This window comes from Klebsiella huaxiensis (assembly GCF_003261575.2).
GTDB lineage: Bacteria > Pseudomonadota > Gammaproteobacteria > Enterobacterales > Enterobacteriaceae > Klebsiella > Klebsiella huaxiensis.
The window spans coordinates 259,425-280,870 of record NZ_CP036175.1 but is presented as its reverse complement, the minus strand read 5'-3'; the positions used below and the strand labels follow the sequence as shown (position 1 = coordinate 280,870).

At 56.0% G+C, this 21,446-nt stretch carries 18 protein-coding genes, 1 tRNA gene and 2 other RNA genes; 8 read left to right on the top strand and 13 right to left on the bottom strand.

Translation table 11 applies throughout. The features are described from left to right. The first annotated feature begins 1 nt into the window (after position 1). From DA718_RS01300 to DA718_RS01285, 4 genes are all read left to right on the top strand, one after another. The gene (locus DA718_RS01300) at positions 2 to 1,402 is read left to right on the top strand and encodes a YlbE family protein (protein ID WP_112215997.1); all 1,401 of its coding nucleotides are present in this window, start codon (positions 2 to 4) and stop codon (positions 1,400 to 1,402) included. After that, positions 1,395 to 2,348, top strand: a complete 954-nt coding sequence (locus DA718_RS01295) for a carbamate kinase (RefSeq protein ID WP_112215996.1) — start codon at positions 1,395 to 1,397, stop codon at positions 2,346 to 2,348. The genes DA718_RS01300 and DA718_RS01295 overlap by 8 nt, the downstream gene beginning before the upstream one ends. A gap of 190 nt (positions 2,349 to 2,538) precedes the next feature. Beyond that, the gene (locus DA718_RS01290) at positions 2,539 to 2,934 is read left to right on the top strand and encodes an allophanate hydrolase-related protein (protein ID WP_112215995.1); all 396 of its coding nucleotides are present in this window, start codon (positions 2,539 to 2,541) and stop codon (positions 2,932 to 2,934) included. Positions 2,935 to 2,950: 16 nt separating this feature from the next. After that, positions 2,951 to 4,549: a regulator gene (locus tag DA718_RS01285; protein WP_110276229.1), complete on the top strand. Its 1,599-nt coding sequence runs from the start codon at positions 2,951 to 2,953 to the stop codon at positions 4,547 to 4,549. Positions 4,550 to 4,761: 212 nt separating this feature from the next. On the opposite strand, the gene DA718_RS01280 is transcribed toward DA718_RS01285, so the two are convergent. The 12 genes from DA718_RS01280 to DA718_RS01225 form a co-directional block, all read right to left on the bottom strand. Beyond that, complete coding sequence (locus DA718_RS01280; RefSeq protein ID WP_130624340.1) at positions 4,762 to 4,959, bottom strand: hypothetical protein; 198 nt, start codon at positions 4,957 to 4,959, stop codon at positions 4,762 to 4,764. 82 nt (positions 4,960 to 5,041) lie between these two features. Further along, entirely contained in the window at positions 5,042 to 6,055 is a 1,014-nt protein-coding gene (gene dppF / locus DA718_RS01275; RefSeq protein ID WP_112215994.1) for a dipeptide ABC transporter ATP-binding subunit DppF, read from the bottom strand. Continuing rightward, positions 6,052 to 7,035 (bottom strand): dipeptide ABC transporter ATP-binding protein, encoded by a 984-nt coding sequence (gene dppD, locus DA718_RS01270; protein ID WP_112215993.1) that lies wholly within the window; start codon positions 7,033 to 7,035, stop codon positions 6,052 to 6,054. The genes dppF and dppD overlap by 4 nt, the downstream gene beginning before the upstream one ends. A gap of 10 nt (positions 7,036 to 7,045) precedes the next feature. After that, entirely contained in the window at positions 7,046 to 7,948 is a 903-nt protein-coding gene (dppC, locus tag DA718_RS01265; protein ID WP_112215992.1) for a dipeptide ABC transporter permease DppC, read from the bottom strand. Between the two features lie 9 nt (positions 7,949 to 7,957). After that, positions 7,958 to 8,977: a dipeptide ABC transporter permease DppB gene (dppB, locus tag DA718_RS01260; RefSeq protein WP_112215991.1), complete on the bottom strand. Its 1,020-nt coding sequence runs from the start codon at positions 8,975 to 8,977 to the stop codon at positions 7,958 to 7,960. Between the two features lie 163 nt (positions 8,978 to 9,140). Next, on the bottom strand, positions 9,141 to 10,748 hold the full coding sequence (dppA, locus tag DA718_RS01255; RefSeq protein ID WP_112215990.1) for a dipeptide ABC transporter periplasmic-binding protein DppA: 1,608 nt from the start codon (positions 10,746 to 10,748) through the stop codon (positions 9,141 to 9,143). Positions 10,749 to 11,452: 704 nt separating this feature from the next. Then, positions 11,453 to 11,585: non-coding RNA, RtT sRNA (locus tag DA718_RS01250), on the bottom strand. Positions 11,586 to 11,617: 32 nt separating this feature from the next. Next, positions 11,618 to 11,750: non-coding RNA, RtT sRNA (locus DA718_RS01245), on the bottom strand. 32 nt (positions 11,751 to 11,782) lie between these two features. Beyond that, positions 11,783 to 11,859 (bottom strand) — tRNA-Pro (locus DA718_RS01240). 90 nt (positions 11,860 to 11,949) lie between these two features. Continuing rightward, on the bottom strand, positions 11,950 to 13,641 hold the full coding sequence (eptB, locus tag DA718_RS01235) for a kdo(2)-lipid A phosphoethanolamine 7''-transferase (RefSeq protein WP_112215989.1): 1,692 nt from the start codon (positions 13,639 to 13,641) through the stop codon (positions 11,950 to 11,952). Between the two features lie 238 nt (positions 13,642 to 13,879). After that, a complete protein-coding gene (locus tag DA718_RS01230; protein WP_112215988.1) occupies positions 13,880 to 15,082 on the bottom strand; it encodes an L-lactate MFS transporter in 1,203 nt (400 codons plus the stop codon). A 239-nt stretch (positions 15,083 to 15,321) separates the two neighbouring features. After that, complete coding sequence (locus DA718_RS01225; protein ID WP_112215987.1) at positions 15,322 to 15,966, bottom strand: autotransporter outer membrane beta-barrel domain-containing protein; 645 nt, start codon at positions 15,964 to 15,966, stop codon at positions 15,322 to 15,324. A gap of 161 nt (positions 15,967 to 16,127) precedes the next feature. Here DA718_RS01225 and tag point away from each other — a divergent pair, with 161 nt between their 5' ends. Further along, a complete protein-coding gene (tag, locus tag DA718_RS01220) occupies positions 16,128 to 16,709 on the top strand; it encodes a DNA-3-methyladenine glycosylase I (protein WP_112215986.1) in 582 nt (193 codons plus the stop codon). After that, on the top strand, positions 16,687 to 17,133 hold the full coding sequence (locus DA718_RS01215) for an N-acetyltransferase (RefSeq protein ID WP_112215985.1): 447 nt from the start codon (positions 16,687 to 16,689) through the stop codon (positions 17,131 to 17,133). Before tag ends, DA718_RS01215 begins: the two co-directional genes overlap by 23 nt. Here DA718_RS01215 and DA718_RS01210 read toward each other — a convergent pair. Then, the gene (locus DA718_RS01210; RefSeq protein ID WP_112215984.1) at positions 17,096 to 19,426 is read right to left on the bottom strand and encodes a molybdopterin guanine dinucleotide-containing S/N-oxide reductase; all 2,331 of its coding nucleotides are present in this window, start codon (positions 19,424 to 19,426) and stop codon (positions 17,096 to 17,098) included. The genes DA718_RS01215 and DA718_RS01210 overlap by 38 nt on opposite strands. A gap of 166 nt (positions 19,427 to 19,592) precedes the next feature. On the opposite strand from DA718_RS01210, the gene DA718_RS01205 reads away from it, so the two are divergent. After that, complete coding sequence (locus DA718_RS01205) at positions 19,593 to 20,255, top strand: OmpA family lipoprotein (RefSeq protein WP_112215983.1); 663 nt, start codon at positions 19,593 to 19,595, stop codon at positions 20,253 to 20,255. Between the two features lie 91 nt (positions 20,256 to 20,346). Next, on the top strand, positions 20,347 to 21,363 hold the full coding sequence (locus tag DA718_RS01200) for a LacI family DNA-binding transcriptional regulator (protein WP_112215982.1): 1,017 nt from the start codon (positions 20,347 to 20,349) through the stop codon (positions 21,361 to 21,363). Positions 21,364 to 21,446: the final 83 nt, after the last annotated feature.

The following is a 21,446-nucleotide window of genomic DNA, read 5'->3' as shown; positions in this document are numbered from 1 at the left end:
TATGACGACCTTATTTCAACAACCGCTTTCGGTTATCAATCTCGGACTGGAAAGTTTTGCCGATAATCTGCGCGAAGCCGGTGGCGAAGTGCTTCATCTGCAATGGCAACCCGTGGCGCAGGGTGATGAACAGGTGGGCTGGACGCTGGCGACCCTGCTGGCCGACGAACGTATAAAAGCCGCTAACGAACAGGCGCTACAGCGCTATCTGGATGCCCAGCCGGTACTGGTCGATGTCGCCAGGGCCCGCGAGGCGATCTCCGGCCTGAACGGTATACGCAAAATTCTTCATGCCGGACCACCGATCGCCTGGAGCGATATGTGCGGCCCGATGCAGGGCGCGATTGCTGGCGCGATTGTTTTTGAAGGCTGGGCCAGCAGCACGGAAGAAGCGATGCAAATGGCGGCGACGGGGCTGGTCGATCTCGAACCGTGTCATCACCACCACGCCACCGGGCCGATGGCAGGGATTATCAGTCCTTCCATGCCGGTGTGGATTGTAGAAAACCGCACTCACGGCAATCGCGCGTTTTGTAACTTCAACGAGGGGCTCGGCAAAGTTCTGCGTTTCGGGGCCAATAACGAGGATGTTCTTAACCGCCTGGCCTGGATGGGTGATGTGCTGGCCCCCGCGCTGAAGCAGGCGCTGGCGCTGAGCGGCGAAATCGAACTCAAGCCGTTGATTGCCCAGGCGCTGCATATGGGCGATGAGTGTCATAACCGCAATGCGGCAGCGAGCGGGCTGTTCTTTAAACGCCTGGCACCGCATCTGGCGCGTATTCAACACGGTCCGGAAGCGCTGGAGTTTATCGCCGCCAACGACCATTTCTTCCTTAATCTTTCGATGGCTGCCTGTAAATCAATGCTGGATGCCGCCTGTGATGTCCCGCACAGCTCGCTGGTTACGGTAATGGCGCGCAACGGCGTTAACTTCGGCATTCGCCTCTCCGGTACCGGTGACCGCTGGTTCCAGGCTCCCGCAAACCCGGTCGATGGCCTGTTCTTTCCGGGCTACGGTATCGACGATGCGGCAGCCGATTTAGGCGACTCGGCAATTACCGAAACAGCCGGGATCGGCGGATTTGCGATGGCAGCCTCCCCGGCCATCGTTAAATTCGTCGGCGGCACGCCAGCCGATGCCGTCCGTCATAGCCTGACGATGCAGGAAATCACCCTCGCCACCCATCCGGCGTTCACGCTGCCCGCGCTGAACTTTGCCGGTAGCGGCTGCGGTATCGATGCCCGCTACGTGGTTGATCGCAATATTCTCCCGGTCATCAACACCGGGATTGCGCATAAACGCGCGGGCGTAGGGCAGATCGGTGCCGGGATCACCACTGCGCCGCTGGCCTGCTTTACCGCCGCGCTTCGCGCGCTGGCAGAAGGAGCTGACCATGAATAAAACGAAAATTGCCGTCGTCGCAGTTGGCGGTAATGCATTGATCCGCAACCCCGGAGAAAATGCGCTGGAACAGCAGTACGAAGCAGTAAAAGCCACCGCTGAAAACGTGGTTGATCTGATTGCCGCAGGCTGGCGCGTGGTGTTGACGCACGGTAATGGCCCGCAGGTGGGTTTTATCCTGCGCCGTAGCGAAATCGCCAAAGACGCTGTCCCCGGCGTGCCGCTGGAGTACGCGGTCGGCGATACCCAGGGCGCAATTGGCTTTATGTTTCAAAACGCGCTAAACAACGCGTTGACCGCTCGCGGCATCGGCAACACGCCCGTTGTCGCGCTGGTGACGCAAACGTTGATAGACCCAAACGATGCCGCCTTCAGCCATCCCGATAAGCCTATCGGCGACTATATGACTCAGGGAACGGCGGAGACGCTGGCGGCAGCTCAGGGCTGGGATATCGCAGAAGATTCGGGCCGCGGCTGGCGACGCGTTGTGGCATCACCGGCACCGAAAGAAGTTATTGAAACGCCGGTTATTCGCACCCTGCTTGAACAAAATGTCTTAGTCATTGCCTGCGGCGGCGGCGGTATTCCGGTCTGGCGCGATACGTCTGGCAAGCTTATTGCCGCCCAGGCGGTCATTGATAAAGACCGCGCATCGGCGCTGCTGGCCTGCGAATTGCAGGCGGACATGTTGCTGATTCCGACCGGCGTTGAGCAGGTCGCCATCGGCTTCGGCACGCCAGAACAGCGCTGGCTCGACACCCTGACGTTAGCAGAAGCCGAAACCCTGCTACAAACCGGCCAGTTCGGCGCGGGCAGCATGGCACCAAAAGTTGAAGCCATGCTGACTTACATCAAAGGCAATCCGCAAGGCGTCGGGCTTATCACCAGCCCGGAGGCCATTGTCCGAGCCGCTAACGGCAACGGCGGCACCCGGTTTACCAGTTAATTTTACGCCGCCATGCGCACGGCGAATGGCGGCCCTATATTCGGGTATATACCCTAAATAATTCGAGTTGCAGGAAGGCGGCAAGCGAGAAAGTCCCGATGAGCTTACTTGAGTAAGTGATTCGGGCGAACGAGTGTAGCCAACGCACAAGCAACTTGAAGTATGACGGGTATAAATAAGGATAAAAACGATGTCAGAGAGCAAAATCCTGCTTGCAGTTAACGGCACGCTAATGCGTGGCCTGAAGCTAAACCCCAACATGCTTGCAGTTAATGCCGAATTCGTTCGTGAGGATAAAACGGCCCCCTGCTACCGCTGTTGGAGCATCAACGACGATCATCCTGGAATGATTCGTTCACCGGATAACGGCGCAAACATCGCGCTGGAAATCTGGGCGGTTCCTCCTGCCGGACTGGGGAATATTCTGCAAAAAGAACCTGCCGGACTCTGTATCGGCAAAGTGTTACTGGACGACGGTAGTGAAGTGTTGGGCGTTCTGGCGGAATCCTGGCTGGTTGAAGGCCAGCCGGAGATCACCGACCTCGGCGGTTGGCGGGCATACACCGGCCACCACATGACTGAATAACTTCAGGAGAAGGATTATGGAGCAAGGAAAACTCACATTTCGTCCACGGCTATGGGTGACGGGCGATCTCAACGCTTTTTTCGGACTCTTTACCAACGTATTACTGAACGTGCTGGTCCTGTCAGGCCTCGCGCTGTACGTCGCGCAAATCCCGGCGACCACCGTCTATGGCCGCATCCTACCAGCGTTAGGTATCGCGCTGCCGCTGGGTAATCTGTTTTACGCCTGGCTTGCCTGGCGGATGGCAAAACGCGAGGGTCGCGACACAGTGACCGCCCTGCCATACGGGCCAAGCGTGCCGCACATGTTCATTGTGGTGTTCGTTGTCATGCTGCCAACGCTGCTTATCCATAAAGACTGGATGCTGGCGTGGAAGCTCGGGCTTATCTGGGCGATGATTGTCGGCCTTATTGTGCTGGCAGGCGTGCTGGTTGGCCCGGCAATTCGTAAATATACGCCGCGCGCCGCAATGCTGGGGACGCTGGCGGGGATTGCGATTGCGTTTATCGCCATGCGCCCGGCGTATCAGATGTTTGATACCGCCTGGATTGGCATTGTTTGCTTCGCGATTATCCTGCTCAACTGGGTCGGCAACGTGCGGCTGCCGTTCGGTCTGCCGGGCGGGCTGGCGGTGGTTCTGGTGGGCTGCCTGCTGGGCTGGGGCGCGACCTGGCTTGGCTTTAGCGACATTATGAATCCGGCGGAAGTCAAAGAGGCGGCGGGCCGTTTCTCACTCTATTTACCCACACTTTCTACCGATGTCTTTAACGTCCCGATGAGCCTGGTCTGGCCGCTGCTGGTGACGGCGATACCGTTAGGGATCTTCAACTTCACCGAAATCCTCAATAACGTCGAATCCGCAGCGGTAGGCGGCGATAGCTACAACCTGCGCGCGGTACTGGCGGCTGACGGGCTGGGCGCAATTGTCGGCGCGCTGCTGGGTTCGCCGTTTCCCCCTGCGGTTTATATCGGTCATCCGGGCTGGAAAGCGATGGGCGGGCGTATTGGTTATTCGCTGGCAACCGGTGTTTGTATGGCAATCGTCTGCTTCCTGGGCCTCACCGCGCTGCTACTCTCCATCATCCCACTGGTCGCGATCGTACCTATTCTGCTGTTTATCGGTCTGGTCATTGGCGCTCAGGCGTTCCAGGTTTCGCCGAAACGCCACGCTCCGGCGATCGTGTTGGCGCTGGTACCAAATATCGCCGAATGGGCAAAGACCCAGGTCGATGGCGCACTGGCGGCCGCCGGCGCGAATACCGTCAATCTCCCGGCAGACGTCGTCAATACGATGGCCAACAACGGCGTGCTGTATCACGGTATGGCAACCACCGGGGGCGGCGCGGTGTTGGCGGGGTTAATGATGGGTGCGATTGCCGCGTTCATTATCGACCGGCGCTTTAACTGGGCGGCGCTTTATGCCGCAGCGGCCACGGTATTGTCGTTCTTCGGCTTTATTCACGGCCATCAGATGGCGCTCAACGCTTCGCCCACGGTGACGTTTGGCTATGGCGTCGCAACATTGTTCCTGACCTTTATGGCCTGGCGACAGGTTAGGGAAGAAGGAAAAGTCGACTGGTCGCCGATTGATAACGGCGATGAAGTGGTGCATTAAGTCGCTTTCAGGAACTTCCCGGCTTGCGGCGTAAACGCCTCAGCCGGGCTACTAAACCTGCAGATCACTATGAACCTGTAGCCGGTCAGCGCAGCGCCACCGGGAAGACGCCACGCCGAGGCATCTTGTCCGCCACCTTTCCCGGAGGCGATGCTACGCATCTGTCCGGGCTACTAAACTAAACCTGCAGATCACTGTGAACCTGTAGCCGGTCAGCGCAGCGCCACCGGGAAGACGCCACACCGAGGCATCTTGTCCGCCACATTTCCCGGAGGCGATGCTACGCATCTGTCCGGGCTACCAAACCGCTGACGGCTGTCAACTTGTAGCCCGGTCAGCGCAGCGCCGCCGGGAAGACGCCACGCCGAGGCATCTTGTCCGCCACCTTTCCCGGAGGCGATGCTACGCATCTGTCCGGGCTACCAGTCCACAGACAGCTGTCAACCCGTAGCCCCCGCCGCCGGGGGCTATACCTGATTCAGGATACAAAAGTCAGCTCAGCGGCTTCTCGCCGTTTTGATCCTGATCGACGGCAAAGCAGGCCACCAGTTGGCCGCCATAATCCTTCAGCTGCGGCTGAAGCTGGGTGCATGGGCCGAAGCGGCGACGGCAGCGGGCGTTAAACGCGCAGCCCGGAGGCGGATTCAGCGGGCTTGGCAGCTCGCCGGTCAGCTTGATACGCTCACGACGGTCGTCCGGGTTCAGGCGCGGCGTCGCTGACAACAGCGCCTGAGTATACGGATGCTGCGGGTTGTTGAAGATTTGGTCCTTCGACCCTTTCTCCACGCAGCGGCCTAAATACATCACCATCACTTCGTCAGCAATGTGCTCCACCACCGACAGGTCGTGGGAGATAAAGACGTAAGAAAGCCCCAGCTCCTGCTGTAAATCCATCATCAGGTTCAGCACCTGCGCGCGCACCGAAACGTCCAGCGCAGAAACCGGTTCGTCGGCGATCACCACGTCCGGATCAAGCATCAGGCCGCGAGCGATAGCAATACGCTGACGCTGACCGCCGGAGAACATATGCGGATAGCGATCATAGTGCTCAGTTTTCAGGCCCACTTTCGCCATCATCGCCAACGCTTTCTCACGTCGTTGCTCTTTGCTTAAGCTGGTGTTGATTTGCAGCGGCTCCTCCAGAATCTGCCCCACCTTTTTACGTGGGTTCAGCGAACCGTAGGGGTTCTGGAACACAATCTGGATTTTCTGCCGACGCAGCTTTTGCGCATGCGGGTCGTGCTTGAGCAAATCCTGCCCCTGGTAATACAGCTCGCCGCCGGTGGGGATTTCAATCATCGTCAGCAGGCGACCGAGCGTTGACTTACCGCAGCCGGATTCCCCCACGACCGCCAGCGTTTTGCCGCGTTCAAGGATAAACGAAACACCGTCCAGCGCTTTCACCAGGCGTTCCGGGGCAAATAGCCCTTTCTTCACCGGGTAGTATTTTTTCAGATCGGTGGCCAGCAACAGAGGCTGTTGCGTGGTGGCCTCATGCGTACTCATAGCCCAGGCCTCCCGGCATCATCAAGTGGGTAATGACATTTTGACTGGCGACCGCCGCTCAGCAGGTTCAGTTCAGGTTCTTCGCTGCGGCATTTGTCTGTTGCATAGGGGCAGCGTGGGTTAAGCAGACAGCCGTTCGGGCGGTCGTATTTCCCCGGTACCACGCCCGGCAGCGAAGCCAGCCGCGCTTTATCCTGAGCAAACTCCGGCAGCGCGCGCAGCAGCGCCTGGGTGTATGGGTGGCGCGGCGCGCGGAAGATATCTTTCGCATCGCCGGTTTCCACTACCTGACCGGCGTACATCACAATAATTTTGTGCGCCGCTTCGGCTACCAGCGCCAGATCGTGAGTGATCAGGATCAGCGCCATATTCTCTTTCTGCTGTAGTTCCAGCAGCAGCTCGATGATCTGCGCCTGGATAGTCACATCCAGCGCCGTTGTGGGTTCATCGGCAATCAGCAGCTTTGGCCGACAGGCAATGGCCATCGCAATCATCACACGCTGGCTCATCCCACCGGAAAGCTGGTGCGGATAGACATCAAGACGAGAAGCCGGATCGGGAATACCGACCAGCGTCAGCAGGTCAATCGCCCGCTGGATACGCGTTTTCTTGTTGCCGCCCTGGTGCACCTTAATGGCTTCCATAATCTGGTAACCCACGGTGTAGCACGGGTTGAGGCTGGTCATCGGGTCCTGGAAGATCATCGCCACTTCCGCGCCCACCAGCTGGCGGCGCTCTTTTTCGGAAATACGCTTCAGGTCGCGCCCGTTAAATTCCAGCTTTTCAGCCATTACCCGACCGGGGTAGTCAATCAGGCCCATAATCGCCAGCGAACTGACCGATTTACCCGATCCTGATTCACCGACGATGCCGACCACTTCACCCTGATTTACGCTGTAGCTCACGCGGTCTACGGCGCGGAACGGTGTCCCTTCGTCTCCGAAGTGCACCGATAGTTTATCTACATTTAATAACGCCATCTCGAACCTCTTACTGCTTCAGTTTGGGATCGAGCGCGTCACGCAGACCGTCACCCATCAGGTTAAATGCCAGCACCGTCAGCAGAATCGCGACACCCGGGAAGGTGACGACCCACCAGGCGCTCTGCGCGAACTGCAACACGTCGGAGAGCATCGTGCCCCACTCCGGTGTCGGCGGCTGCGCACCCATGCCAAGGAAGCCAAGAGCAGCCATATCGAGAATGGCGTTAGAGAAGCCCAGCGACGCCTGAACAATCAGCGGCGCGAGGCAGTTAGGAAGAATATTAACGAACATCTGGCGCATCGCCCCGGCGCCCGCCACACGAGAAGCGGTCACGTAGTCGCGGTTCACTTCCACCAGTACCGCAGCGCGGGTCAGACGTACGTAATGCGGCAAGGCGACAAAGGTCAGGGCCAGCGAGGCGTTCACGATTGAGGGGCCGAAGATAGCCACCAACACCAGCGCCAGCAGCAGGCTCGGCAGGGCCAGCATAATATCAACAACGCGCATGATGACAGAATCAACAACGCCGCCGAAGTAGCCCGCAACCAGACCGAGCACCACGCCGAGGATCAGCGACAGCACCACCACCAGACAGCCGACCAGCAGCGACAGGCGCGCGCCGTACATCAGACGCGACAGGATATCGCGGCCAACGTCGTCGGTACCGAGCAGATGGCTTATGCTCCCGCCATCCTGCCAGAACGGCGGGGCCAGCAGCGTATCGCGGAACTGATCCGCCGGGTTATAGGGCGCAATGAAGTTGGCAAACACGGCGATAAAAATCATGACCGCCACGTAGACCAGACCCACGACGGCGCCTTTATTGCGTTTAAAATAGTGCCAGAACTCCTGCAGAGGGGTCATCGGCACCGGTGCGGCAACAACTTTATTTTCAGTAACTTGTGACATGGTGGCCCCTTACTTCTTATGCCGGATACGCGGGTTCACCACGCCGTACAACAGGTCTACCAGCAGGTTGACGAGGATGATCATCGTCGCCACCAGCAGTACCCCACCCTGCACCACCGGATAATCGCGGCGCTGCAGCGCGTCAATCAGCCAGCGGCCAAGGCCCGGCCAGGAGAAGATAGTTTCGGTCAGGATAGCACCCGCCAGCAGCGTACCAACCTGCAGTCCGATTACCGTCACCACCGGCAGCATCGCGTTACGCAGAGCATGAACGATGATCACCCGCATACGCGTCAGCCCTTTGGCGCGCGCGGTACGGATATAATCCTCACCCAGCACTTCCAGCATCGACGAGCGGGTCATACGCACAATCACCGCCAGCGGGATGGTGCCCAGCACCACGGCAGGCAGAATCATATGCATTACCGCATCGATAAAGTCGCCCGGCTCACCCCAAATCGCGGTATCAATCAGCATAAACCCGGTCAGCGGGAGGGTATCGTCAAGGAACACGGTATCGCTGATACGCCCGGAGACCGGCGTCAGGTTGAGTTGTACCGACACCAGCATAATCAGCATCATGCCCCACCAGAAGATAGGCATGGAGTAGCCGGTCAGCGCGAGACCAACCGAGGTGTGATCGAAGATAGAGCCGCGTTTGACCGCTGCCAGCACGCCTACCGGGATCCCAACGGCGACGGCGAAAATCATCGCGCAGACGCCCAGTTCCATGGTGGCCTTAAAGCGCGGTACGAACTCTTCCCATACGGGAATACGGCTTTTCAGCGAGATGCCCAAATCACCGTGCATCACGCCCCAAATATAGTTGACGTACTGCTGCCACATCGGCTTATCAAGGCCCATTTCGGCCAGCAGCTGCGCATGACGTTCAGGGGAAATTCCACGTTCGCCCGCCATAATCATCACCGGGTCACCGGGGATCATATGGACAAAGGCAAAAGTGAGAAGGGTAATACCGATAAATGTTGGGATGACAAGTCCCAAACGTCGGAGAATGAACTGCAACATAACCCGGATTCTCTCTAGTGACGGCCCGCCTGGTGACGGGACGTCTGTATTGCTCACAAAAGTAAACGCCCTCTCACCACAGGGGGAGAGAGTAAGGGTGAGGGGGCGGCTTCTCCACCCTCACCCCAGCCCTCTCCCTCAAAGGAGAGGACCGTATTGCTTATTATTCGATAGAGACGTTATCGAAGTGATGTTTACCTAACGGATCGACCACATAGCCTTTGACTTCTTTACGTACTGGCTCATAGACGGTGGAGTGAGCGACGATCAGCGCCGGAGCCTGGTCATGCATCACCACCTGAGCTTGTTTGTACAGCTCAATACGCTTGTTGTGGTCGTCGGTTGCGCGAGCCGGTTGAATCAGGTCTTCAAACGGCTTGTAGCACCAGCGAGAGTAGTTAGAACCATCTTTCGCCGCCGCGCAGCTGAACAGGGTGGCGAAGAAGTTATCCGGATCCCCGTTATCGCCGGTCCAGCCCATCATCACGGTCTGGTGTTCGCCCGCTTTCGCGCGCTTCAGGTACTCACCCCACTCGAAGGTGACAATCTTGGCCTGAACGCCCACTTTGGCCCAGTCAGCCTGAATCATCTCTGCCATACGGCGTGCGTTCGGGTTGTACGGACGCTGTACCGGCATCGCCCACAGGTCAATGCTGAAGCCTTTTTCCAGACCCGCTTCTTTCAGCAGCGCTTTCGCTTTCTCTGGATCGTAGGTGTAGTCTTTAACATCGTCGTTATAGCCCCACATGGTTGGCGGGATCAGGTTCTTCGCGGCCTGGCCTGCGCCCTGATAAACGGCTTTGATAATCGCTTCTTTGTTTACCGCGTAGGTCAGCGCCTGACGAACTTTGACATCATCCAGCGGTTTCTTCTCGGTGTTAAAAGAGAGGTAGCCGACGTTCAGACCCGGCTGCTCCATCAGAGTGATGTTTTTGTCTTCCTTCATGCGCGCGATATCTGCCGGGTTCGGGTACGGCATCACCTGGCACTCGTTTTTCTGCAGCTTAGCGTAGCGCACGGAAGCATCAGGCGTAATGGAGAAGACAAGACGATCGATCTGCGGCTTGGTGCCCCAGTAGCCCGGGAAAGCTTTATAGAGAATACGGGAGTCTTTTTGATATTGCAGCAGCTGGAATGGGCCGGTACCGATTGGGTTCAGGTCCACTTTCTCCGGCGTACCGGCTTTCAGCATGTTGTCGGCATACTCTTTTGACAGGATAGAAGCAAAGTCCATCGCCAGATCGGCGAGGAACGGAGATTCCGGACGAGTTAGCACGAACTGGACGGTATTATCGTCCACTTTCTTCACTTCGCTAATCAGGTCGGAAAGCCCCATCCCTTCGAAGTATTCATAGCTGCCGCCAGACACTTTATGGTACGGGTTATTGACATTTTTTTGTCTGTCGAACGAGAAGACGACGTCATCGGCGTTCAGCGCGCGAGTCGGTTTAAAATCTTTATTATCCTGCCACTTCACGTCTTTACGCAGATGGAAGGTATAGGTTTTACCGTCTTCGCTGACTTCCCATTTCTCGGCCAGGCCCGGAATAACTTCCGTGGTGCCGGTTTTGAATTCAACCAGGCGGTTATAAATCGGCACTGAGCTGGCGTCATAGGTGGTGCCAGAGGTGAAGAGCTGCGGGTTAAAGCCTTCCGGCGAGCCTTCTGAACAATAAACCAAGGTTTTCGCTTGTACGCTTGCTGCGACGGTCATGGCAACCAAGCTCAGACCAAGCTTCAGCATCCCTGACTTTTTCAAGGAAATACTCATTATTCTGCTCCAAATGTGATGTTGTTTGCATTGCATATATCCGCCAGACCTTTATTTATGTTTTACCCGGTCCGGTCGGTGGTGCCCGAAGGCGTTGAGAGAGATGGGGATTCCTTTCGCAAAAACGACTGAGTTGCAGTACGGATTCTCCATGAAATGCCCCTCATGCCCTACAATCTGTCAACAGAATGGGTAAACGTCAATACAGCCAACCTGGTTTTACATCCGGGGTGAGAATCAGCGGGCAAAGATTAAAAAAAGTGCACAGCCCTATTTCCAGCAGAGAAATTTATGCTAGCGGCTAATAGACAGAATAAATCCCTTAATATTTTTCGAGATATAGTGATAAGCAATTATGGGAAATGGTAAAAATTTCTTGCGATGTGACCAATATGTGAGCGATAAATAGCGCGAACGTTAAAACGCACAGCGGAAAATGCTGAAGTTATCCATAAGCTTCGCGAAAAAAGATCGGACTATATATAAAAAAATACAATGGAAGATGTCACAAAATAGCGAATAAGCGGCAGGAAATGGGGATGGGCGAGCTTTTTCACACTCTTAGTAGGCTGCATATTTTCCCGGAGGCGGTGCTACGCACCTGTCCGGGCTACCGGCCCGTAGACGACAGTGAACCTGTAGCCGGAAATTTAGCGGGGCTACAAATGCAAAAAAGCCTGCTCGTTGAGCAGGCTTTTCAAATTTGGTCGGTGATAGAGGATGACTCGCCACTGCGTGGCTCGCCCTGTGGGCCGTTGCTGACGCAACGTTCTCTCGCGTCGCTCGAGTCGAACCTCTTCCCCCGGAGGTTCTCATCCTCTCGGCCACAGATGCAAAAAAGCCTGCTCGTTGAGCAGGCTTTTCAAATTTGGTCGGTGATAGAGGATGACTCGCCACTGTGTGGCTCGCCCTGCGGGCCGTTGCTGACGCAACGTTCTCTCGCGTCGCTCGAGTCGAACCTCTTCCCCCGGAGGTTCTCATCCTCTCGGCCACAGATGCAAAAAAGCCTGCTCGTTGAGCAGTCTTTTTAAATTTGGTCGGTGATAGAGGATTCGAACCTCCGACCCCTTCGTCCCGAACGAAGTGCGCTACCAGGCTGCGCCAATCACCGAATGCGGGGCGCATCTTACTGCTGAGATGCAAACCCGTCAATGCCTTATTATGAAAAATTCACTTAAGCGGCGAGAATCTCACCACTGTGTTAATCCTTCTTCTTCGCCGCTGTGTCAGGAACGTGACACCAGTTGTTATACTGGTTAATCCCACCATCCGGCGAGGTGTAGCCAAGACAACCCATGATGGTGTCATACAGCTCAACGTGACGGCGCGGTACCTTCATTGCAGCCTGCTGTTTCAGGTGCGCAAAAGAAGCCGCATGGTCAGGCGATTCCAGATACTTATCCGACATCCACACCAGCATCGGCACACGGAACTGCTCCGGCGGCGCCATCTTGCGCGGCGTACCGTGCAGGTGCTCACGCTCGTTGATGGACTCACCGTGGTCAGCCGCGTAGAAAACAATCGCTTTCTTATCGCGCAGTTGGTCCAGCACGCTGACGATAAAGTGATCGACATAGGTCACGCTGTTATCGTACGAATTAATCAGCTCAGCCTTCGAACACTTGTTATCAACGCCCACGCATTCCGGCTGCCATTGGGCAAAACTGCGCGGATAGCGCTGGGTATAGTTAAAGTGCGAGCCTTTAGTATGCAAAATAATCAGATGCTTACCGTTTGGATTCTTCGCCAGCCCGCGCTGCATCTCGTCAACCAGTAGCATGTCGTCAACGCTCTTACCGCGGTTGCGCGGCTCGGCGCCAATCTGCTCGCGATAGGCAATATTGTTAGCCATTGTGTTGCTGTAGAACCACATCTCGCTCTGCATCGCATACAGGTCGCCGGTAAAGCCAAGTTGATGCAGGACCGCGAACACGTTTTGTTCTTTCAGCGTTCGCTGTGGATTATCATCCGCCCCGCCCTGACGCACAAACATGCAGCGCAGCGACAGCTTCGTGGCGGTATCGCAGGAGTAGCCGCGGAAGGCAACCAGGTTTTTCTCCTGCGCCAGCTTCGGCGTAGTGTTCCGGTTATAACCCAGAATGCCCATATGATCCCAGCGGGTGGTTTCGCCGATGATAAACACCACATAGGTGTCATCCAGCCCTTCAGGCGCGACGTAGGTGAATTTCTTTGCCGGGTTAATCAGGGATTTATTATCTGAAGACTCATCGACCTGCGCCCAGGCATACAACCCTAGCGCCGAAAGCCAGTTAGACGGCAGATAAGAGTTGGCCACCACCCCGCCGTAGCTTGGCAGATCAACCTCTGAGCTACGTTCAAAGTTCTTCTGACGGACTTCCAGCAGGCGAATTGGTCCCCAGACCATCAGACCGGCCAGCACCACGATGGTAATATTCTTCATCCGCTGACCAGGCGTACGAATTTGCCGTAACAGCGTGAAGCGGCAGCGGTTACTCCAGATAAGCAGCAGCGGCAGCGCGCTCATCAGTACCAGCCAGAGAATCAGATGCCAGCCGATGACCTCTCTGGACAAGTCGATGTCCGTCGTCATCACCGACGCAATAATCCCATAGCCAATCACAACGTTCAGGAAGGTCATGTAATAACTGGCAGCGGCAGAGAATATAACAACTAAGGTTGCAAGGATGCGCCAGATACGGCGTCCAAATAGCGACAAAATACGCAGCAGGAAGAAGGTGACCAGCGCGGTCCCTACCAATTCTACTGCACCTGAGAGTCCTTTCCAGATGGTAAATTCCTGAGCGTAACCTTCGAAGCGACGGAAGAATACGGCAGCGTTCATAAACCAGCCGATGTACAGCGCCAGCCAGATACTGAGCTTCAGCTGCGTCATCGTTTTAATGTATTTCATGCAAAAAACCTGGAAAACGAAGAGATAAAACCGCCCGACTTAAGCGATATAAGTAAGCAGGTTAATAAAGTGCGTTTAGCTTGGTTATAAGAAACCTCTACAAAGCGCGCTAAGTAGACCACAGCAGAAGGAAAAAGTATCAGGAGGGAATGTGATCCAACCAAACATTTACAAAACATTTGGTTGGATAGGCACTATTTGCTTAGGTGATTAATCATGAATACGACGACGCCCCACTTCAGGCATGGGCCTCGCGGTAAACCTCGCTTTTCGGCTGGCGAATGGTGGTAGAAAGCGCCAGAGAAAGAATCAGCAGCGCGAAGATAACGCAGAAGGTCACGTAGAAACCGCCGAACAGGGAAGCAATCAGCGAACCACAAATACTACCAATACCAAAGCCCAGATAAATCACACCGTAGTTTTTCGCCAGGTTATTCAGGCCAAAGAACTCGCTAATCAGTGATGGGAATACGGTAATCGTCCCGCCGAAATTGAAAGCGACACAGGCAATGGCGGCGAAGAAGGTGATAGCGTTAAGCGGTGCGAACAGCAGCGCGGCCATACCGATGAGCGACACAACCTGGCCGATGGTAATCACCCGGATACGCGAGATTTTATCTGACAGAATACCCAGTACCAGACGACCGCTAAGGTTGGCAATGGAAATCACGGTGACCGCATTTGCTGCCGTTGTGATATCAAGATGCACCATCCCCTGAGCAATATCTTTCGCTACCCCAATCACGTACAGGCCACTCATGCAGGCAGTCAGGAACATCACCGCCAACATCCAGTACTGCGGTTTACGCATCGATTCGGCAAGAGTAAAGTCATTTTCAACAACGCCATTGCTTGCGGTGGCGGTATGGTTTGGTGCATCAGTCATCAGCGTCGCGCCAAAGACAATCATCACCAGCACAATAGCGCCCCAGATGATAAAGGTTTTCTCAAGACCGACCGTCGCCAGCAGATGGGTATCAATAAATTTAAAACCGAGGCTGCCGAGGCCATAAGAACCGATAGAGAAGGCCGAAATCAGTCCCTTACGTTCCGGAAACCATTTGACGCAGTTCGACAGCGTCAGCAGATAACCTGCGCCGTCCGCCAGCCCCACCAGCAGGCCCGCGCTCAGCCACAGCATCATCAGGCTATTTGAATGAGCGGTAAGGAAGAAACCGAGGCCCAGCAGAACGCCGGAAGCCATAGTGACGCGTTTGACGCCAAAACGTTCCTGTAATTTACCCGCAACGGATGAGGAGAGCGCCAGGCCGAGGCTTAACAGACCAAATGAGAACGCCACCTGGCTCACCGGCTCATCCAGCTTGGCGGAAAGAGAACTATTGAACAAACTCCATGTATAAACCGATCCCAGCGCGAATTGCGTAATGATAGTGCCGAGCAGCGTAAGCCAGCGAGTGTATTGACAGTTTGCAGCGTTCATAGCAGTTGTCCTGAAGAATTAACTGCCGCCACAATAACGAAGTCCCCGGTAAACCAGGGGGGAAAAGGCATGAGCTGCCGCCATCACGGAATGAAATGCATTAAAGGCGGAATGAATGACATTGAAAAACATTCACGCCTTAAATAATTTCCAAAAAGTTAGTACCTGCTATCGCAGGAAGGTGCTTCATTCCTGTGATTGATAAGTTAAATAATTGCATCATACATGATGCGGATAAATTAAAAATTGGCGCTCACCCCCATCAGATAAAGATAGTTTGCCCCGGTGGGTAAATTATCCGCCTGCGACAGCGCCGCCCAGGCGGCAAGATGGGAGTTAAGCGACATATCCGCACCGAAGGTCACATCTCGCCAGGCTCCTTCCTGCGTGCGATTCGCGCCCACAGGATCGGCTGAGAGCGTCTGGTTATAGCTCACCTGCGCCCACGGGTGAACCCCCCACAGTTCCTGATAATCGACCCGCCAGCCCAGCGTATTCACGTAGCCAGTTCCGGTAGCACTACGGGAATCAGGAGGCGATGTCAGATCACTGCGTAAACTGGCCACCGGGCCGGAGGTAATACCGTTTGCCAGAGCGAAGTTCCAGCCGACGCTCATGCCATGTACGTTATCTGGTGGCGATACCGCCTGGTTGAACGCCAGGCCAGCAGGATCGTCGGACGCATTGATCCGCTCCGCAAGGATATCTTCGTAGCGCGGTTGGTGATCGCTATCCCATGTATAGCGTTCCGGAGTATTACTTCTTGTATCGATAGCGATATATTCCTGTTGCCAGGCATTCGCTCCGGCAACACACGACGCCCAGACGGATACGCACGCCGGGATGATAAACCCCCGGAGGCCATTGCATTTCTTTATTATCATTAATGCGACTCCAAAAAGAGCCGAAACGGCAAGGTTGCTGTGTTTTTTTATGGGGGGTGTCTTATCCCCGTGTTGGCAATAATAACCCTGTATTAACTATTATCTTTATCTTTCAGCCGTCAAGGTGAACAGACAACTTTTATGACAAAAGGGAGAGGCAAATGGAACGTTGTGGATGGGTGAGTCAGGATCCTTTATACATTCAGTACCACGATAGCGAGTGGGGCGTCGCGGAAAAGAACCCTGCCCGGCTGTTTGAAATGATTTGCCTTGAGGGTCAGCAGGCAGGGCTGTCGTGGATAACGGTGCTGAAAAAACGTGAAAACTATCGCCGTGCCTTTCACCAGTTCGACCCGGTTCGCGTGGCGGCCATGGATGAGGCGGATGTTGAACGCCTGGTTCTTGATGCTGGTATTATTCGCCACCGCGGGAAAATTCAGGCCATCATCGGCAACGCCCGTGCTTTTCTGGCGATGGAAAAAAATGGCGAGCCTTTCGCAGATTTTGTCTGGTCGTTCGTCGACAATCATCCTCAGGTCACCGCTGCGGCGACGCTGGCAGAAATCCCCACCACCACTCCAGCTTCCGACGCTTTGTCGAAAGCGCTGAAAAAGCGGGGTTTTAAATTTGTCGGTTCGACTATCTGCTACTCCTTTATGCAGGCCTGTGGCCTGGTCAACGACCATGTTACCGGCTGCTTCTGTCACCCCGGAGGTCAGGATGATCCGCAATTGGGACGCTAACGATACTGGCCCGCTAATCGAATTGTGGCTGGAAAGTACTATTTATGCGCATCCGTTTATCGCCGAGAGCTACTGGCATGACAGCATCGCGATAGTGCGGGATGTGTATCTTCCCGCCGCCTGCACTTGGGGTTGGGAGCAGGACGGCGTGCTAAAGGGCTTTATCAGCGTGATGGAGTCGCGTTTTATCGGTGCGTTGTTCGTCGCGCCTGATGCCGCCAGACAGGGCATCGGCAGCGCGTTGATCAATGAAGTCAAAAAGCACTACGACTGGCTAAGCCTTGAGGTATACCAGAAAAACGTCCGGGCAGTGAATTTCTACCATGCACAGGGCTTTCGCATTGAAGACTGCGCATGGCAGGATGAAACCCAACATCCGACCTGGATTATGCATTGGTCGGCGGATCAAATGCCGTCAGCGTAAGCGCGGGTCCGGTATATTTTTCCAGCCAGGCCAGCGCCGTATTTCCGGCGCAGCCGTTGCCCAGCCGCGATGTCGGAATGTCTTTGGTCAGGACGTTCACCGCACCGTTTTTGCAGATACCCGCCTGGGCGTCAAGATCGGGCCACGCCCCTTCATGTAAACAGATGACTCCTGGACGAATGCCGTCGGTCACCACCGCACCGGCCAGCACCTGGCCGCGCGAATTCCACACCCGAACCAGATCGCCATCGGCGATATTGCGCGCCTGCGCATCCTGCGGGTGAAGCGTTAGCGGTTCACGGCCCGCCACCGCGTACTGCTCGCGCAGCGAGGTATGGTTGAGCTGGCTGTGAAGACGATGCGCCGGATGTGCTGACAGCACCTGTAGCTGACCTTCCTGCGCGTTGCCGTGCCACTCATCCGGCTCCAGCCACATGGGATGCGGCGGGCAATCCGGATAAGCAAAACCGGCGATAGTTGAGGAGTGAATCTCAATTTTGCCACTGGCGGTCTTCAGCGGATTCGCCTGCGGATCGGCCCTGAAGGCGGAAAAACGGGCAAAACGTGCGTTCTCTGGATTTTCCGGCATCTCAATCAGCTGATTCGCCTGCCAGAACTGAGCGAACGGCGGCAGCGTCACCTGTTGCGCAGCCCCGCGCTGGGCGGCAATCTGGTAGAACGTCTCCAGCCACTGCACATCGCTTTTTCCTTCAGTAAAGCGCTCACGACCGCCCTCTTCCCAGCGTTCGCTGAGGTCGGCAAACACATCGAAATCATCGCGCGCTTCATCGCGCGGCGCGACCACCCGCTTCATCGGCACCAGATGCTGGTTGCTGTAATCGCCAGTCATGGTCATATCGTTGCGTTCAAAGGAGGTGGTGGCGGGCAACACGATATCGGCATGGCGCGCCGCCGCGGTCCAGAAGCATTCGGAAATCACGATAAGCTCCGGCTTCTGCCAGGCGCGAATCAGTCGATTGGTATCCTGATGATGGGTAAAGTTAGCGCCGCCCGCCCACCAGATAAAACGAATATCCGGGAAGCTGCGCTCCATACCATTGTGCTGATAAGCCGCACCGGGGTTTTCCAGCGCCTCGACGATGCGGGCGACCGGAATTTTTTCTACCGCATCGGTGCCGCCCGCCACGCTGCCCTGCATTGAAGCCAGCACTGCAGCGCGGCGCGTGGGGTTGCCGCCGTTGGCAAAATGGTAGGAAAGGCCAAAGCCCCCGCCCTCGGTACCAATCTGCCCGAGCATCGCCGCCAACGTCACCAGCATCCAGTGTTTTTGCTCACCAAACTGCTGACGCTGCATCCCCCAGCCGGACATCAGCATAGTCGTGTTTTCGTGGAATAATTTTGCCAGTTCGCGAATTTTATCCGCACTAACGCCGCAGATCGCCGCCCCCCACTCTGCCGTTTTTGGCGTCCCATCGCTTTCACCGTTCAGATAGCGGGCAAAAACGTCGTAGCCGCTGGTACAACGGGCCAAAAACTCGTCATCCTGCCAGCTGTTTTCCACCAGCGTATAGGCGATACCGAGCATCAAAGCAACGTCAGTACCCATATGCGGGGCGATCCACTCCGCCGCATCGCCAAAGAATGCCGTCGTCTCCGATCGCATCGGATCGATGCAGATCACCCGCTTGCCGCTCTGGCGCAGTCGGTTAAACCACGGGATCCCCTGCTCATCAGAAGCATTCCAGGCAATTTTTAGCGTATTCAGCGGGTTGGCGCTCCATAGCACCACCACATCGCTATGTTCCAGCACCATAGGCCAGCTGGTCTGCTGTTGATAAACCTCATTGCCGCCGACCACGTACGGCATGATCGCCTGCGCTGCGCCGGTGGAATAATCCCCCAGATGCCCGGTATAGCCGCCCGCCAGGCTCATATAGCGCTGAAGCAACGTCGCCGCTTTGTGCAATACGCCATTGGATCGCCAGCCATAGGAGCCAGCGAAGATAGATGTCGGGCCATAGCTATCACGAATACGTCTATGCTGAGCGTGAATCAAATCCAGCGCCTGTTCCCAGCTCACCCGCACGAACTCATCCTGACCGCGCACACCCTGCGGACGCTCCGGCGAAGCGAGAAACCCTTTACGCACCATCGGATAACGTACGCGAGTTTTGCTGTGCACCTGGTCGCGTACTGCGGTTTGTAGGGAGTTAGCGAAAGGCGTGTCAATTGCCCCTCGCGATGAGATGACATTTTCGCCATCGGTTTCGACCAGCATGGGTCCCCAGTGGGCTGCGGTAAGGATGGTTTTGGTGGCAGATGAGGTTGGCAAAGCAGGCTCCCGGTCAGCGATAGCAGGTGTGATGACGGCCTGTTATTCGGCCGTTCAATGTTATTTACAAATTGAGATGCTCTTTGTGGAATTTTCTCCGTCTTCGGGCGTCATAATCAACCGTCACGGTCGCTGTGGCAAAGAATAAAAAGGATTAAGGAATAAGATGAAAAAACGCGTACTCATGATTGCGGCTATCGTTAGCGGCACACTGGTCATCTCAGGCTGTACCACCAACCCTTACACCGGCGAGCGCGAGGCGGGTAAATCCGGCATCGGCGCAGGTGTCGGTTCGTTAGTCGGCGCGGGTATTGGCGCACTCTCCTCCTCAAAACATGACCGTGGTAAAGGCGCGCTGATCGGCGCGGCGGCAGGGGCAGCGTTGGGTGGTGGCATCGGCTACTACATGGACGTGCAGGAAGCGAAACTGCGCGAGAAAATGCAGGGAACCGGGGTGAGCGTGACGCGAAATGGCGACAACATCGTGCTGAATATGCCAAGCAACGTGACCTTTGATAGCAGCAGCGCCAACCTGAAACCAGCGGGTGCTAATACCCTGACAGGGGTGGCGATGGTACTGAAAGAGTACGAGAAAACTGCCGTCAACGTCGTTGGCTACACCGACAGCACAGGCAGCCAGGAGCTGAATATGCGTCTCTCCCAGCAGCGTGCCGACAGCGTCGCCAGCGCGCTGATCACCCAGAGCGTGGCGGCAAACCGCATCCGCACCACCGGCATGGGCCCGGCTAATCCGGTCGCCAGCAATAGCACCGCAGAAGGTAAGGCGCAGAACCGTCGCGTCGAAATCACCCTTAGCCCGTTGCAGTAACTCCCCTTTGCCCGGTACTCGCCGGGCAAAATGCTTGATATAGCGGATTTTCGCGCTAAGGTGTGTGCAGATTTCAGCAAAGGAAGCCACCATGGCGAAAGCGGCGCGAGCAACCATCAGCGATGTGGCGAAAGCCGCAAAGACCGGCAAAACCAGCATTTCACGCTATCTGAACGGCGAAAAGCATCTGCTTTCCGACGATCTGTTAGGGCGAATTGAAAAAGCGATTGCCGAGCTCGATTACCGTCCTAGTCTGATGGCCCGCGGCCTGAAGCATGGCCGCACCCGGCTGATTGGCCTGATCATCGCTGATATCACCAACCCCTACTCCGTCAATGTGCTCAGCGGCATCGAGGCCGCCTGTCGCGAAAAAGGCTTTACCCTGCTGGTGTGTAACACCAATAACGAACTGGACCAGGAACTGCACTATCTCGACCTGCTGCGCAGTTACCAGGTGGAGGGGATTGTGGTCAATGCAGTCGGGATGCGTGAAGACGGTCTAAACCGGCTACAGCAGTCGGCGCTGCCGATGGTGCTTATCGACCGCAAAATTCCTGAGTTCGCCTGTGATGTCGTCGGTCTCGATAATACCCAGGCCGCCACCACCGCCACCGAACATCTGGTGGAAAAAGGCTTTGAAGCGTTGCTGTTTCTCAGCGAACCCCTCGGTTCAGTGAACACTCGCCGCGAGCGCCTGAGCGCCTTTCGCAACACGCTCCAGCATCATGCAGGCATCATCGCGGAAAATGCCGAAGTCCCGCTCAACGATGGCGCGATGCTCGACAACGTCCTGCGCTATTTCCACTCCCACCACCGTGGAATGCGCAAGGCGGTGATTTCCGCCAACGGCGCGCTGACCCTGCAAGTTGCGCGCTCTCTTAAGCGCATTGGCCTGATTTGGGGCAGCGATATCGGCCTGCTGGGCTTCGATGAGCTGGAGTGGGCCGAGCTGGCGGGCGTGGGGATTACCACCCTCAAGCAACCGACCTGGCAGATTGGCTTCGCCGCCGTCGAACAGGTGGTGCGCCGGATTGCTGGTAGCAATGACCCGGTCTGTGAACGCGTGTTTTCCGGCGAGCTAATCGTCAGAGGCTCCACCTCCCGCTAACGATCCTTCGTGATGGCGATCATAAATTGAACATCTTAACCTTTGCTTTGGAACCGATACCATCTAGCGTAATAAACAACGCA